This window comes from Roseibium suaedae, from assembly GCF_900142725.1.
In the GTDB taxonomy this organism is placed as follows: Bacteria; Pseudomonadota; Alphaproteobacteria; order Rhizobiales; family Stappiaceae; genus Roseibium; species Roseibium suaedae.
Genome location: NZ_FRBW01000001.1, coordinates 49232 through 64784, shown reverse-complemented (window position 1 = coordinate 64784; position 15553 = coordinate 49232). Strand labels below are relative to the sequence as shown.

Here is a 15553-nt window from a genome sequence, read left to right as displayed (position 1 = left end):
CCCGGTTGGCCCGGGAGGCTGAGGAAAACGATCCCGGATTACCAGGTGTATTTCAACGTTGCCCGGACAGCCCGGCCATCTCCATAGAAGGCCGTGTTGTCGTAGATGCTGACATAGGAGAGGTACTCCGTGTCGAACAGGTTGGTGGCATTCACCGCAAGCGCAACATTGTCCCGGATCTGATAGTTCACGGCGGCATCAACCAGCGTATGCGGCTTGATCTTGAGGGTGTTCTCGTTGTCCGCAAAACTTGCGCCCGTATACCGCACGCCAAGCCCAAGCGTCAGGTCGCCGAAGATCCCTTCGCCCGGCAGGGTGTAGTCAGCCCAGATCGAGGCCATCTGCTGAGGAATGAGCTGAGGCTTGTTGCCCTGATTGCCTGTGATGCCATCCTCGACAATCTCCGCATCCCAATAGGAATAGGCAACGGTCAGGTTGAACTGGTCGGTGAGTGCGAACTTGCCTTCCAGCTCCACTCCCTTGACGTTCGTCTCCCCGATCTGGCTCTGGGTGGTGGTGCTGATGTTGTAGGGCACGTTCGTCTGGGTCAGATCGAACAGGGCCAGCGTGAAAAGGGCATCATAGTTGGCCGGACGGTATTTCAGCCCGACCTCGTACTGGGTGCCCTCCTGCGGCTTGGGTGTTCCAACCAGCGACGTCCTGTCCGCAGAAATCGGCTGGAAGGATTCCGAGTAGTTGCCATAGACCGAAAGGCCATCAGTCACCTTGTAGGTCAGGCCGATGCGCTTGGTGAAGGCTTCATCATCAGCCTTGTAGGACAGGCCTGAATCCGGGAAGGCGGACTCTGTTGTCACACTGTCGAAACGGCCGCCAAGGGTCAGGATCCAGCGGTCGTCAAAGGTCAGCTCTTCCTGGAGATAGAAACCGCGTGCCGTTTCCTGCTGGTTCCAGTCGTATCCCGCCGGCAGCGTGAGACAGGACAAACCGCAGTAAACCGGATTGTAGATGTTGATGCCGGACGCCGAGCCAAAGACGCGATGCTCGTCCGTATCATTGTAGCTGAAATCCATACCGGCAAGCGAGCGGCTGTCGAACCGGCCAAAGCTGACGTCATATTGCAGCTGGTTGTCGATCACGAAACGGCGGGAGTTGCCATAGACCGCCCAGGCACTGCGGGAGACCGACGGATCGGCCGTGGCTCCATACACAGACTCATAGGTCAGATCGAGATCGGTGTAGCGGGCGTTCTGACGGAACTGCAGCCCATTGCCGAAGTCATGGCTAAAGGCATAGCCGATGTTCTTCTCGATCGTATCCATCGCCTCGAACTCGGGCTCGCCAAGATAGGTCTTCGGATCAATCCCCGATCCATAGGGAATGCCATGCGCAGTATTGCCGTCCCGCTTGTTGTAGCTCGGCAAAAGGGTCAGAGAGGTCGCATCCGTCGGCGCCCAGGTCAAAGCCGGGGCAATATAGAAGCGGTCGTCTTCGGTATGGTCCGCACCGTTGTTCCCATCCTGCCATTTGGATGTGATCCGATAGGACCAGATCCCCTGGTCATCAATCGGCCCGCCAAAATCCGTCCCGAACTCCACATGCTCGTCACCCAGCGTAGTGTAGACCTCACCATGCTTCACCGCCTGCGGCCGTTTGGAGATGGAGTTTATGAGGCCTCCCGGCGCATTGAGACCGAAGAGCGTTGACGTCGACCCCTTGAGAACTTCCACCCGCTGCAGTCCATAGGGCTCGACCCTGCTGCCCGTAAATCCGGAAATCCGCATGGGCAGACCATCAAGATAGGAGCCGGTGCTGGTCTGATAGAAGCCACGGATGCGCACCCAGTCGTAGCGGTCATCAGAGCCATATTCATCGGCAGAAACGCTGGACGTGTAAGCCAGAACCTCATCCAGATTTTGCGTTCCCCGTCGCTCCATCTCGGCCTGAGTGATAACGGAAACCGACGCAGATATGTCCTCCACGGCCGTGTCCGTCTTGCTGCCGGCAAGCGTTCTGCCCGCAACGATGGACTTGTCCGGTCCGCTTGCGCTGTCAGTGGCACCTTCCACAACGATTTCCGTCAGCTCCGTAGCTTCCGCCCCAGCATTGGCCTGCTGGGCATGAACCTGAACCGGAAACAGAAGGGCGGAGCTGGAAAGAAGCGCCAGAACCAGCGGGCTGCGGCGGATACCAGTCTGCCGGGAAAATGCACATGACACAGGTGAAAACGGGAACGGGACAGTGGCCAATTCAGGCATCCTCTCATCACATTAAAATGACGCCTGGGACACCTATCACTCTGGTTCGAAAGAGATTTTCAGAAACAATCCGGTCAGCCCCCCGGCTGTTCCGGTCTCTACCAGTCCAAAAATATGATTTATATATTCAAGTTTAATTCATGAACCTTTTTCGTCTCTATGTTGCAGTGAGACCACGGCTTTTGGACCGAAACTGCTTTTTGCTCCACATGTCCGGGCAATTGTTTCTGCATAAGCTTTGGCAAATGCACCGGGATATGCGGACAGGTTCCCATCTTGTGGTCGGTCGTGTAGGGTCCAAAGCAACATCGGAGGTCCTCCTCCTCCGGTCCAGATCCTGATTTCTAGGGGCAAAACGCCCCTTACAGATGCACGACGGACTTAAATGATACTGACACGCTTTCTGCTGCTGGCTTGCCTCTGCCTCCTGACCGCCAATTGCGCCGTGGTCTCGGTGGGCGGTGCAGTCGTGGGCACCACAGCCTCCGTTGTCGGCACCACCGTGTCGACGACGACGAAGGTCGCCGGCGGTGCTGTCAGCCTCGCCATTCCGGATGGAGACAACGATGAGGAAGCGCAGTAATCTGCGCGATCGCATCTCTGTTCCTGGTTCAAACTGGAAAATCCGCTGCCATGAAAGTCGGTATCGTCCTGCCGCGCGGGATGCACTTTTCCCCGCAAGGGGCAACATCCATCGATATCGTCGCCCATGAACTCCTGTCCGGCAGCCGGTTCAAGACACAGAGCTATGTACTTGGCACTCCCGTGGCACAGCCTTATGCCGGGGTAGACTTCCGGCCCGTCAGCGCCTCCGGCCAGCGCCTGCTCACCGCAGAATACATACGCGCCCTCAAGAGCGACCGACCGGACGTCGTCGTCGTTCATCAGCACCCGGAAACGGCAGCCCGAATTGCCAGAGCATTGGCGCCCACGCCGGTGATCTTGCATCGGCACGGATTACTTAAGGAACAGCGCTCTTGGTTTTCTGCCTGGAGAAAAGAACGTCTGTTCAAGTCTCTTGCCCGGATCGTGTTCGTCTCTGCCTTTATCCGGGAGCGCTTTCTAAGCCAGTTTCCACGGCTGTCGAACCGCTGCACGGTCGTTTTCAACGGCCTGCGCACTCAGGAATGGCTGCCTGCGGAGAAAAAGAACGAAATCGTATTCGTTGGCAGGGCAAGACCCGACAAGGGTTTGCTGCCGCTTCTGGAGGCCTATACCGGTCTCCTTGACCACCCGCAGGCAAAGTCATGGACCCTCAAACTGGTCCTTGGCATTCAAACCGGCGCGGAGCGCGCTTTCGCGCAGAGCCTGCGGGATTTGGCCGCGAGCACGAGCCGGATCGAATTCCTTGAAAACCTTACTTCCCATGAGGTGAAGGCGCATTTGTCCGCCGCCGCAATCGCCGTCATGCCTTCCATTGTACGTGAAGGCTTCGGACGGGCGATGGTGGAAGCCATGGCCTGCGGCTGTGCGACGATTGCGACCAACCAGGGCGGCATGCCGGAGGCAGCAGGCGATGGCGCCCTATTGCTGGACTCCCCGGAGGCTGCAGACTTTCCGGAGCGGCTTCGCGAAGCGCTGCTGACATTGATGACCGACACGGACCGGCGGCAAGAGCTGGCACAAGCCGGGCGGAAGCACGTCGTTTCCGCGTTGGAACTGGAAGGGATCGTCCGGCAATACGATCAAATGCTGGAAAACACAGTCCATCAGCGATAGACCCGCTCCAAATACCTCTCGAAAGCTTCCATATGTCGGCCTCTCCTCTCTCCATTGGCATTCTTGTGTGCACCGCCGGAAGACCGGAGATGCTGAAAGACTGCCTCGCGGCACTGATTGCCCAGACATGCGAGATCAACTGGAAACTGGAGATCGGTGTCATCGACAATGACACGTCCCAAAGTGCACGGCGCAACGTCGAAAGCATTGCGCAAGCCAGCTCTGTACCCGTTCACTACGCCCATCAGCCGAAGAGGGGCATCCCATTTGCCCGCAACGCAGCCCTGGACCTGGCTCGTTCGAGAGGCTGGAGCTGGATTGCCCTAATCGACGATGACGAGGTTGCGTCGCCCGATTGGCTGGCCCAGCACATTCGGACAGCTTCCGAACATCAGGCCCAGGTTTCCTACGGTGCCGTCGTGCAGATTCACGATGCGCCGCCGCCTGTCTGGTGGAAGGTCGATACGCCCTCGCTGGATCCCGAGGGGACCGTTCTTCGGCGTGCATCCACCAACAACGTGCTCTTTGCCGCAAGCCTGATCGCCGACGATGGCAACCGGCTGCGGTTCGACGAGGATCTGCTTCATGGATATGAAGACCTGGATTTCTTCGAGCGGGCGCATGCAAGTGGAAACAAGATCGTCTGGGCGCCCAAGGCCCTCGTAAGCGAACGCGTGCCGGTGTCCCGGTCCCAGCCCCAGCGGCTGATCAACATGGTCCGCTCCCACGCAGCAGCCCATGCGCAGATTGACTGCAAAAGAAGAGGTTTTCCTGCCGCATTCATGAAGTTCGGACTGAAGGGCCTGCGCAGGATCGTCGCCGGCAGCGCAATCTCGGGCATGAGCTGGCTGCTCTGGAAGGCGGGTCTCCCCAAATACGAAAGCCGCTACTACAAAGGACGCCTGCGCCTCGCCAGAGGTGTCGGAAACTGGTACGGACTGACCCGTGTCAAAAGCGGATACTACGACCAGATCGACGGCCGATAGTATGTGGACCCGGTTGGGTTAAAGCAGGACCCAATCGTCCGGGATGAGATCCAGTACATATTTTTTGCGCAGCGTTTGCGGAGAAAACCAATAGCGCGGCGCAATCACCGTCTGCCCCTCGCGCCGCCCGAGCCACGCGCCCCACCAGCTGAAGCTACTGTTTGCAATGATGTGGTGGTGGCAAAGGCTCATCAGGGCCAAATCCTGCTCCTGAGGTCTCGGCTCCATGAAAACCACTTTTGGCAAGTGTCCCAGAGCCTCCCGCGCCAGATCGGGACTGTCGGAAAAAACGAGGTATCTGTCCGGCGCGTGCAGCTCTTCCATCATCCGGTGCCCGCGTTCGTAATAGTCCGGCTCGATCAAGCCATGAACTTCAAGCGCAGAAGGCTCCTTCAAATAATCGCCACGGCGGATATGGATGCAGACCGTTGTTCCTTCGCGAATTCCGGAGACAACGGATGGTTCGATACGGTTCAAGACAGCATTCATTGCCATGATGCTCGCCGGGGGCGTTTTCAGTTCGGAGAAATATTTCGGACTTTGCCAATAGCCGGATAGCAAACAACCTGACTTCAGGTCGAAAAATCCGGGCCAATAGTGGAATTGCGGTTCTCGGACCGGCATCAGCGGCCAACGGCCAAGACCGGTCCGCAGAAAATCGGTCAAGGAGCGATCGCGCTTTTTTCCTGCCCGCTTGATCATAAAGGCCGGAACCGAAACATAGCTTGGTTCAATGCCCACCAATTCGAGGGCCGAGCCATGACCGATGCCTTCACCGGCAACGCAGTGATGCGGCACATTGAGATGATCCGCGAGTGACTGCCCGGCCATATACTGGAACAACAGGTTGCCAAGGCCTCCCTGAAGCCGCGTGACAACCGCATTTTTCAAGTCAGCTGTCTGCACGGCTTGCATCTCCCAGGTTTGGTCCACGACATTTCGTTCACTGACGGCGAAACAGCGTCAGCCTCTTTCCGCCACCGTGAGGTAGAGATCCCGCAGAACGGGCCGGAGCGGACGCGGGACGGAGGCAATCTTCTTCCACTTGGGCTTGGCTGCCGTGCGGAAAGCCGCCGGCGTTTCCAATTGAACGGGAGCGACTGCCTCCTGGGCCTCCAAAGTCCGGATGACATTGACGGCAATCGGAAAGAACTGATGCTGCATCATCAGGCGGCGCTTGTTATCCGCCATTGCCACTTGAGCGCTAGGAAAAGGATCTTCATCCAAGATCTTAAGCACTGCCTCGACCGCCGCTCGCGGCTTCCGCGTATCTATAAGACGGAATCCTGCAGGGTCGAAATACTCCGCCAGGTTTTCACCACCAGAGACAATCGGGAAGGCTCCGCCGAGGATCGGATCGGCCAGTTTTTCGGTCCACCCATTGTCGATCAGGTTGTTTTCCAGCACCAGATGATAGCGGAAGGAATTGATCGCGTCGGACTTGTCCTCGATCGGATTGGACCCGCGTCCGAAAAATGTCAGCCGGTCGCCCAGCGCCTCCTTCAGCATGCCGAGAAAACGCAAGCGGCGGTGCTGGTTGAGGTTCATCTTCTTGGTCGAACAGACCACTGAAATCTCGCCCGTTTTGGCAACCTGAGATCCAGCAACAAGTCTTTGCCACGGCATAGGAACAGGCTTCTGATAAAGCCCATACATCCATGGCAGACCGCAGCTGCTGATCGTCGCAGGTCCCTCTGCTGTTGACGGCACAACGGAACAGACCAGATGCCCGAACTGCTTCAGAAAGTGGCGAGGATAGTACTTGATCGTGGGCGGTTCCGTCAGAAACAGGATCCGCCTTTCCAGGGGCACCTTGGTTTTGCAGTCTCGCGCGGTCTCATCGAACCCAATAAACCAGTCCGCCTGAAGGTCCGGATCTTCCGCGACAAAGCGCACTCCGTCCCAAACGCCATCTCCCGCCGGGGTTTGCCGGAACATCGAAAGGACTTCATTATTGGAAGAGATATGAACGAGCATGTTATCCGTTAGGCGGGTTGGAAGCACTCCGCTGAAGCCCCTCGTTTAAGGCTCGAAGCAACAGCGATAGCAGGGAATTCAACGCCACACCTATCTCTCTTTCCAAACGAAGCCAACACATAAACGATGCGGTGTGGTCCTCAACCTCCAAGGATCAGGTGCTATCCCTCACGGCCGGCGAAACTTGATCGCACCCGGCAGGGTCTTGAGACTGAAGCTCCTGCCGTGGATCGGCTCGCCGTCGAGATTGATCTGCAGCTCCTCCCGGGTTTCGATCCGGCATTCAGACAAACGCGCCGTCACCGCACCATACCGCCGCATCTGTTCAAGCCCGCCGTCCATCAGGTGGCCGATCAGGTCCGGCACCTGGTCTGGCGCCGGAGACGGGACGATGGTCAGGTCCAGAAATCCATCGTCAAGCTTGGCATCCGGACACAGCGGCACGCCACCGCCTGCCTGCCGCCCGTTGCCCGCGGCAATGGCCAGAAACTGCCCTTCCCAGGAAAGATTCTCGCCCGTCACCTCGGCCTTGCAATTGGCGAGTTCCGAAAACCGGTTGAGCCCGGTGAAGAAGTAGGCGGCGCCTCCAAGGATGCGCTTGAGACCCGGATCCGTCTCCGTCGTCACCCGCGTGCCAAAGCCGCCGGTCGCGACATTCACAAAGATCCGGTCATTGACCTTGCCAAGGTCCATCACGCGCGCTGCTCCTGTCGCGGCGATCCAGAGGCATTCGGAGATGTTCTTGGGGTCGAGGCCAATGCCCCAGGCAAAATCATTGGCGGTGCCAAGCGGCAGCAGGCCGAAGGAAAAGGGCACGCTGTCTGCCCCGCTCACCTGCGAGCACACCGCTCCGACCACCTGATTGAGGGTGCCGTCACCCCCGCCTGCAACAAGTGTGTCGATGCCGTCCCTGTCCGCATTTTCAAGAGCTTCGCGGGCATAACGGATCGCGTCTCCTTCTTCCCAGGTGACGCGGACACTGACCTCATGCCCCTTGCTTCTCAGTTTCTCGATCGCGGACCTCACATCGTCCCGTCCAGCCGCCTTGCCATGAAGGATGACCCGAAGATGCGTTTTTGCCGGCATGCGTTACTCCTGCGAACACCCAAACCTGACTAGCTGGGCAACATGGTTTCCCGATCGACCCGCGCCGCTCGCGCCTCTTCCATCAGCCACTTTCTGAAGTGAGCGACGACGGGCCGCATGGTGCGGTTCTCGGGGTAAACGAAGAAGTAGGCAGTTTGTTGCCTCATCGAGAGATCAAAAAGCCGCACCAGCCTGCCGGAGGCCAGTTCTTCCTGAATGAAGAACTTCGGCATCAGGGCCGCACCCGCATGATGAATGGCCGCTTCCGCGATCATGACGAATTGTTCGAACCGGGCGCCCTGGAAGGCGGCATCGGTCTCGACGCCCGCGAGATCGAACCACTGCCGCCAGGCCAGGGGCCGCGTGGACAATTGCAGGCGAGGCACATTCGCAAGATCGGCCGGGCTCCGGATCCCATGACGGTCCCGGAATGCGCGTGAAGCAACCGGGATCACCTCTTCGGCAAACAGTGGTTCGGCAATCGCCCCTGCCCAGACCGGGTCACCGTGATGGATTGCTCCGTCAAAGGGTTCCGCATCAAAATCGAACGGCTGCAGGCGGACGCTGAGATTTAAGCCAGCGCCCGGGTGGCGCCGCTGGAATTCTGCCAGCCTCGGCGCAAGCCAGCGCGTCCCGAAAGTGGGCAGAACCGCCAGATTCAGCACATCCTCGCTGCCCGCATAGGACATGACTTGACGGGTTGCGGCGGTCAGCTGATCGAGCGCGCCGCGGATATCGTGCAGATAAAGCCGGCCTGCATCGGTCAGCACGATCCGCTGGCGGATCCGGCGGAACAGCTCGACACCGAGCCGGTCTTCCAGATGCCGGACCTGCTTGGAAATTGCGCCCTGCGTCAGGTGCAGCTCTTCGGCCGCCCGGGTGAAGCTGGAATGACGGGCAGCGCACTCGAAGGCGATCAGGGCATCTGCGGGCGGCACAAAGGCGCGTTTCATCGGAATTTGCTCGACAGGGCCAGGATACGAAAGACTGGTTCATTCCAGTTTGTCATGAATAAGGGAGAGAAAATCGCTTTTTTGCAAGCCCTCTCCCGCTCAATATCTGCCGCACGAGACAGAACACCACACAGGCCCTCATCCAGCACCCAATCAGCCCCTCAGCCTGATTGCAGGTGGGAGGTGCCGGAAACCGGGCAATCCGGGCATTCTTCAGGGAGACCACCATGAACGCCAAGACTTCTTCCACGTCCTCTCCGGCAGGTGGCGGCACTTTCGACTGGCAGGACCCGTTCCTGATGCGCGACCAGCTCAACGAAGACGAGCTCCTGATCATGGAAACCGCCCGGGCCTATGCTCAGGAAAAGCTGCTGCCGCGTGTGATCGAAGCCTACCGGGAAGAAAAGACCGACCGCAGCATCTTCAACGAAATGGGCGAGCTTGGCCTGCTGGGCGTCACCGTTCCGGAAGAATACGGCTGCGCCGGTGCCTCCTACGTGTCCTACGGTCTGGTTGCCCGCGAAGTCGAACGTGTAGACTCCGGCTACCGCTCCATGATGAGCGTTCAGTCCTCCCTGGTGATGTATCCGATCTATGCCTACGGCTCGGAAGAACAGCGTCAGAAATATCTGCCGAAGCTTGCCTCCGGCGAATATGTCGGCTGCTTCGGCCTGACCGAGCCGGATGCGGGTTCTGACCCGGCCGGCATGCGAACGCGCGCTGAAAAGATCGACGGCGGTTACAAGCTGACCGGCTCGAAGATGTGGATCTCCAACTCCCCGATCGCCGATGTGTTCGTGGTCTGGGCCAAGTCCGAGGCCCATGACGGCGCCATCCGCGGCTTCGTTCTGGAAAAGGGCATGAAGGGCCTTTCCGCCCCGAAGATCGGCGGCAAGCTGTCGCTCCGTGCATCGATCACCGGTGAAATCGTCCTCGACAATGTCGAAGTGTCCGAAGATGCCCTGCTGCCAAATGTATCCGGCCTGAAAGGCCCGTTCGGCTGCCTCAACCGCGCCCGCTACGGCATTGCCTGGGGCTCCATGGGCGCTGCCGAAGACTGCTGGACCCGCGCCCGCCAATATGGCCTCGAGCGCGTCCAGTTTGGCCGCCCGCTGGCCCAGACCCAGCTCTTCCAGAAGAAGCTGGCCGACATGCAGACCGAAATCACCCTCGGCCTGCAGGCCGCACTGCGGGTAGGCCGCCTGTTCGACGAAGGCCAGATGGCGCCGGAAATGATTTCGCTGATCAAGCGCAACAACTGCGGCAAGGCGCTGGACATTGCCCGCCAGGCCCGCGACATGCACGGCGGCAACGGCATTTCCGAGGAATACCATGTCATGCGCCACGCGCAGAACCTTGAGACCGTGAACACATATGAGGGCACTCACGATGTGCACGCCCTCATCCTGGGTCGCGCCCAGACCGGTCTGCAGGCTTTCTTCTAAGATCCGACGCCAACCGGAGGCTCCCCGCCTCCGGTCTTTTTTCAGGTAAGACGAATGGGTTCCTCCACCGCAGATCTTGTCATCATCGGCGGAGCCGTAATGGGCTCCTCCACCGCATGCCAGCTGGCCCAGCGCCCGGACTTTTCCGGACGCATCGTGGTCATCGAAGCTGATCCCGCCTATGAAATCTGCGCCTCGGCCCGGTCTGCGGCCTCAATCCGGCAGCAATATTCCAGCGCCATCAACATCGAGATCTCGCTGTTCGGCATCGACTATCTGCGCAATATCGGCGAGCGGCTGGAAGTGAACGGTGACAAGCCGGTCATCGACCTTCACGAAGGCGGGTATCTGTTCCTGGCGACCTCCGGAACCGAGAGCATCCTGCGGGAAAACCATGCCCTGCAGGACAAGCTCGGAGCGGACATCGCCTTTCTGGAAAAGGATGCGCTTCAGGCCAAGTTTCCCTGGCTGAACACCCAAGATCTGACCGCCGGCTGCCATGGCCTGTCCGGAGAAGGCTGGTTCGATGGCTATGGCCTTATGCAGGCCTTCCGCCGCAAGGCGCGCTCACTCGGTGTCGACTATGTCGCGGCCCGCGCGGAAAGCCTGAAGAAGAATGGCTCCAGCTGGGACATCACCCTTTCCAACGGCGACACCCTGTCGGCTCCGGTTGTGGTGAACACCGCAGGCGCGTCCGGCGGCGCAGAAATCTGCCGTCAGGCGGGACTTGAGGTGCCGGTGCACAGCCGTAAGCGCTGCGTCTTCACCTTCGACTGCAAGGACACGCTGCCGCTGTTTCCGCTTCTGATCGACCCGAACGGCACCTATGCCCGTCCGGAAGGGACAGGTTTCATCTGCGGCCTCGCGCCGGCAGAAGAAAATGATCCGGACACCGATGATTTCGAGGTCGATTACGCGCTCTTCGAAGAAGAGATCTGGCCGACCCTGGCCAACCGGATTCCAGCCTTTGAAGCCATCCGTCCGGGCAGGGCCTGGGCCGGGCACTACGACATGAACCTCTTTGATCACAATGCCTTCGTTGGCGCTGTGCCGGGAATTGACGGCTTCTATCTGGCCCTGGGCTTCTCCGGTCACGGCCTGCAGCAATCGCCAGCCGTCGGCCGTGGGCTCTCGGAGCTGATCGTGACGGGTGGCTACCAGACCCTGGACCTGTCACCGCTTGGCATCGAGCGCTATTTTTCCGGCACCAAGCTGATTGAGCGAAACGTCGTTTGAGGCAGGACGCTGCAAGGGTTGCCGGAGGTCTTGACTATTCGGCAACCAGCGGCGGCGCGAAAACGTCGAAATCCAGATCCAGTTCAAGGCCCTGGCTCAGAAAGCCTGAGCTGTCATCGGCCGGTTCCTCGCTCGGGACCGGCGCGTTTTCCTGATAGGCCAGCGCCCAGTCCAGACACTGGGTAAAGGCATCGGCCAGAACCATCTTCATCCGGGCAATGCGGGCACGATCCGGCTCATAAGGCGGAGATTCGTGACGTAGATAGGATCTTTGCGCGATCGAGAGACCAAGCGCATGGATTCCCCGGTCAGGCGCACCATAGGCACGCAGAATGAACCCGTCGGCGAGCGCACTGTTCACATCGACGGAGAAACCGCCAAGGCCGTCAAAGGTCCGGGTGAAAACCTCCTGCATGTCGGCAAGCCCGGCCTGACCGCCAGCCGTGCTGACGTTGATCACCGGCACATTCTCGTCCATGCCGCCCCGGCCTTTCGACCGGGAAGACTTGCAGTCGACCAGCACGCAATAGCCATGGATCGCCCGCACCCGCGCGATCTCCTGCACAAGCGCCTGATGGAAAGGCTGATGAAACAGATAACCGCGTTGCTCGATTTCGATCGGCCCGGGTTCCTCATGCGGCTTGTAGATCCGCTTCATGTCGAGGGTCGTCACCGGGCACAGCGCATCACATCCGGTCTTGGAGGCGGGAGCAGACGGATTGGGATCCTGATCCACGTCAATCACATAGCGGGAAACCGTGGAGCGCACGATCGTCGCGTCCAGCTCCCCCGCCAGATCCAGCACCTGCTCCAGGCGCCAGGAAATATCCGTCTGCAGACGGCCTGTCGCGCTCAACCGCTTGTCAATGGCAGGCGGAACATCGGCTCCCGCATGAGGGAGGCACAGGATCAGCGGACTTGCGCCGGATTCGACTACGATCATTGTGTCCTTGCCCAAGACATCAAATCGATAAGGTTTAGTTTGATCTGTTTCCCTTGCGGAAACAAGAAGCTTACCTTCTCGACTACAAATCCGGCATCCTTCCCGTCAGGGAGACACGCGGATCACCTGGGCACTCCATTCCGGAACGGGTGATTCGATGATTTACAGGTTGAAAGCCTGACCCTAGACGGCCTGACCGCCTTGCCAAGGCAGCTGAGCCTGTTCCGCACAGAATTGTGCTCACCCCGCCATGCTGTTTCCATGAAAAGATGTCATGGGTTCATCACGCATTGTAATTTTTACAAGGCAACGCTCTCCCCTAAATTCAGCCCAACCAAACGCTCCCGGAGTGATGTGAATGACGCTGCGAAACGGCAAAGAAATCCTGATGATCCCTGGCCCGACAAATGTTCCCTACGAGGTGCTCCGGGCCATGCACCGCCCCGCAGCCGACATCTATGAAGGACCGATGCTTGAGACGACCGATGTCTGCCTCAAGGGGCTGCAGCGTCTCTTCCGCACCAAGGAACGGACCTACATCTATGCCGCCAATGGCCATGGCGCCTGGGATGCCGCCCTCAGCAACACCCTGAGCCGGGGTGACAAGGTGCTGGTTCTGGCTTCCGGCCGATTTGCCGTTGGCTGGGGTGAGGCAGGCGCGCTTATGGGGCTGGACCTCGAAGTGCTTCCCGGTTCCTGGCATCACACGGTTGATCCCGTCGCGGTCGAGGACCGGCTGCGCAAGGATGTGAACAAGGACATCAAGGCCATTCTGGTGGTCCAGGTGGATACGGCCACCGGCGTCTGGAATGACATTCCAGCCATCCGCAAGGCCATTGATGCAGCCGGTCACCCGGCAATGTTCATGGTGGACTGCATGGCCTCCCTCGGCTGCGTTCCCTTTGAGATGGACGCCTGGGGCGTCGATCTTGCGCTGACCGGATCCCAGAAAGGCCTGATGTCACCTCCGGGCCTGTCCTTCATCGCAGCCGGTCCCAAGGCGCTGAAGGCTCATGAGACGGCCAACCTCCGCACCAATTACATGGACTGGACCTACCGCCATGGCCCAGAACATTACCAGAAGTACTGCGGCACACCGCCGGAGCACCTGCTCTTCGCCTTCCGCGCGGCCATTGAGCTGCTCGATGCCGAAGGGCTCGAAAATGTCTGGCGGCGTCATGCCATCCTGGCGGAAGCAACCCGGCGCGCGGTCGCAAAATGGGCTGAAGGAGGCGTGATTTCGTTCAATATCGAGGATCCGGACTTCCGCTCCGACAGCGTCACCGTCTTCCTGATGAAGGATCACGATCCTGCCGAGCTGAGGGAGTTTACACGCTCGGTCTGCGGCGTGACCATTGGCGGCACGATCGGCAACCTGACCGGTCAGGGCATCCGTATCGGCCACATGGGCCACATCAATGCGGTCATGATCCTTGGCACCCTGTCGGCCATCGATCTGGGCTTGAAGAAGCTCGGCATCCCGCATGGCGAAGGCGCGGTTCAGGCCGCGATCGACTATATCGCCGAAGCGCTCTGATCAGTCGCCACAGTGAAAAAGGCGGCCTCTCCGGGCCGCCTTTCTTTCCTCCTCATCGGCTCAGGCCCGGCGAATGGTCTTCACATCGGCCATAATGGAGCGGGACCAGGCGGCGGCATCTTCCTGGCACAGGCGGTCAAACATCACCTGCCAGCGGTTGCGGCGTTCTTCCAGAGGCATCGTGATGGCCCGCTGCAGGCCTGCCGCCACTTCCTCGGCCGAATGAGGATTGACGATCACCGCCTCAGGCATGCGCTCGGCCGCCCCGGCAAAGCGGGAAAGCACCAGCACACCCGGATCTTCCGCCCGCTGAGCAGCCACATACTCCTTGGCAACCAGGTTCATCCCGTCCCGCAAGGGCGTAACCAGCCCGACCCGGCTGACCCGATAGATCCCCGCCAGAACCCGGCGCGGAAAAGACCGGGTCATGAAACGGATCGGCGTCCAGTCCAGATCCGAGAACCGGCCGTTCACATGGCCGGTCAACTCATCCAGCGCACGGCGAATGTCGATATAGGCATCAAGCTCCGAGCGGGAGGGCGGCGCCACCTGCATCATCGACACCCGGCCCCGGTTCTCCGGATAATCCTCCAGCAACCGCTCGAAAGCCTTGAACCGCTCCGGCAAGCCTTTGGAATAGTCGATCCGGTCAACGCCGATGATCTGCTGACGGCCACCGAGCAGCTTTTCCAGCCGGGTCATATTCTTGCGGGCATCCGGTGTCATCGGAAACTTTGAGAAGGCATCTGCATCGATGCCGATGGCATAGGCCTTGGCGATCACCACTCGGCCATTGACCCGCAGATGGCCGTCGCCTTCATCTATGCCGCCGAGCTCCTCAATCACGAAGCGGCGGAAATTGCTGGCATCCCGCTCGGTCTGGAAGCCGACGAGATCATAGGCGAGCATGGCCCGCACAATACCCGCAGCATTCGGCAGGGCTGCCAGGATCTCCGGGGCGGGAAAGGGAATATGCAGGAAGAAGGCGATGGGGTTATTGACCTCCATCGCCCGGAGCGAGGCCGCGAAGGTCAGGAAATGATAGTCATGCACCCAGATGACATCGTCATCCTGAATGAGAGGCTTCAGGCGCGTCGCAAAGCGGTCGTTGACATACCGGTAGCCCTGCTCGAACCGGTGATCGAAGTCGGCCAGATCAAGCCTGTAGTGGAGCACCGGCCAGAGCGTCCGGTTGGCATAGCCCGCATAGAAGGCATCATAATCGGCCTGGGTCATATCGACCTGGGCCATCTGCACGGACCGGGTCTTCTGGGTCTTCATCTGGCCGAAACTGCCCTCCTCGGACACGTTTCCGCTCCAGCCAAACCAGAGCCCGCCCGTTTCCATCAAGGCATCCACCAGCGCCACGGCCAAGCCGCCGGCGCGTCCCGTATCCTTCAGTGGCCCCACACGATTCGATACGACGACGAGCCGTCCCATAAAGTTCTCCTTTGT

At 59.6% G+C, this 15553-nt stretch carries 13 protein-coding genes; 6 read left to right on the top strand and 7 right to left on the bottom strand.

Translation table 11 applies throughout. The annotated features are described in order from the left end of the window. Positions 1 to 38: 38 nt before the first annotated feature. Positions 39 to 2132 (bottom strand): TonB-dependent siderophore receptor, encoded by a 2094-nt coding sequence (locus tag BUA94_RS00280; protein WP_073010555.1) that lies wholly within the window; start codon positions 2130 to 2132, stop codon positions 39 to 41. 469 nt (positions 2133 to 2601) lie between these two features. Here BUA94_RS00280 and BUA94_RS00275 point away from each other — a divergent pair, with 469 nt between their 5' ends. From BUA94_RS00275 to BUA94_RS00265, 3 genes are read left to right on the top strand one after another with little or no spacing between them, the layout of a single operon-like run. Further along, positions 2602 to 2799 (top strand): hypothetical protein, encoded by a 198-nt coding sequence (locus tag BUA94_RS00275; RefSeq protein ID WP_073007280.1) that lies wholly within the window; start codon positions 2602 to 2604, stop codon positions 2797 to 2799. A 50-nt stretch (positions 2800 to 2849) separates the two neighbouring features. Continuing rightward, the gene (locus BUA94_RS00270) at positions 2850 to 3935 is read left to right on the top strand and encodes a glycosyltransferase family 4 protein (protein ID WP_073007277.1); all 1086 of its coding nucleotides are present in this window, start codon (positions 2850 to 2852) and stop codon (positions 3933 to 3935) included. Positions 3936 to 3967: 32 nt separating this feature from the next. Beyond that, positions 3968 to 4921, top strand: a complete 954-nt coding sequence (locus BUA94_RS00265; protein ID WP_073007273.1) for a glycosyltransferase family 2 protein — start codon at positions 3968 to 3970, stop codon at positions 4919 to 4921. A gap of 18 nt (positions 4922 to 4939) precedes the next feature. Here the strand turns inward: BUA94_RS00265 and BUA94_RS00260 are convergent, their stop codons facing one another. From BUA94_RS00260 to gcvA, 4 genes are all read right to left on the bottom strand, one after another. Further along, positions 4940 to 5827 (bottom strand): alpha-1,2-fucosyltransferase, encoded by an 888-nt coding sequence (locus BUA94_RS00260; RefSeq protein WP_175557965.1) that lies wholly within the window; start codon positions 5825 to 5827, stop codon positions 4940 to 4942. 57 nt (positions 5828 to 5884) lie between these two features. Beyond that, positions 5885 to 6859 carry a glycosyltransferase family 10 domain-containing protein gene (locus tag BUA94_RS00255; RefSeq protein WP_139250967.1) on the bottom strand — a complete coding sequence of 325 codons (975 nt, stop codon included), beginning with the start codon at positions 6857 to 6859 and terminating at the stop codon, positions 5885 to 5887. A gap of 207 nt (positions 6860 to 7066) precedes the next feature. Further along, positions 7067 to 7984, bottom strand: coding sequence for a lipid kinase YegS (gene yegS, locus BUA94_RS00250; RefSeq protein ID WP_073007265.1), 918 nt, complete (start codon positions 7982 to 7984; stop codon positions 7067 to 7069). 29 nt (positions 7985 to 8013) lie between these two features. After that, a complete protein-coding gene (gene gcvA / locus BUA94_RS00245; protein WP_073007262.1) occupies positions 8014 to 8937 on the bottom strand; it encodes a transcriptional regulator GcvA in 924 nt (307 codons plus the stop codon). 227 nt (positions 8938 to 9164) lie between these two features. On the opposite strand from gcvA, the gene BUA94_RS00240 reads away from it, so the two are divergent. Beyond that, positions 9165 to 10382 carry an acyl-CoA dehydrogenase gene (locus BUA94_RS00240; protein WP_073007260.1) on the top strand — a complete coding sequence of 406 codons (1218 nt, stop codon included), beginning with the start codon at positions 9165 to 9167 and terminating at the stop codon, positions 10380 to 10382. A gap of 54 nt (positions 10383 to 10436) precedes the next feature. Then, the gene (locus BUA94_RS00235) at positions 10437 to 11618 is read left to right on the top strand and encodes an NAD(P)/FAD-dependent oxidoreductase (RefSeq protein WP_073007257.1); all 1182 of its coding nucleotides are present in this window, start codon (positions 10437 to 10439) and stop codon (positions 11616 to 11618) included. Between the two features lie 34 nt (positions 11619 to 11652). Here the strand turns inward: BUA94_RS00235 and BUA94_RS00230 are convergent, their stop codons facing one another. Beyond that, positions 11653 to 12561, bottom strand: a complete 909-nt coding sequence (locus tag BUA94_RS00230) for an N-formylglutamate amidohydrolase (protein WP_139250966.1) — start codon at positions 12559 to 12561, stop codon at positions 11653 to 11655. A 358-nt stretch (positions 12562 to 12919) separates the two neighbouring features. Between BUA94_RS00230 and BUA94_RS00225 the strand changes: the two genes are divergently transcribed. Further along, positions 12920 to 14098, top strand: coding sequence for a pyridoxal-phosphate-dependent aminotransferase family protein (locus tag BUA94_RS00225; RefSeq protein ID WP_073007252.1), 1179 nt, complete (start codon positions 12920 to 12922; stop codon positions 14096 to 14098). A 60-nt stretch (positions 14099 to 14158) separates the two neighbouring features. On the opposite strand, the gene BUA94_RS00220 is transcribed toward BUA94_RS00225, so the two are convergent. Further along, positions 14159 to 15538, bottom strand: coding sequence for an alpha,alpha-trehalose-phosphate synthase (UDP-forming) (locus BUA94_RS00220; protein ID WP_073007249.1), 1380 nt, complete (start codon positions 15536 to 15538; stop codon positions 14159 to 14161). Positions 15539 to 15553: the final 15 nt, after the last annotated feature.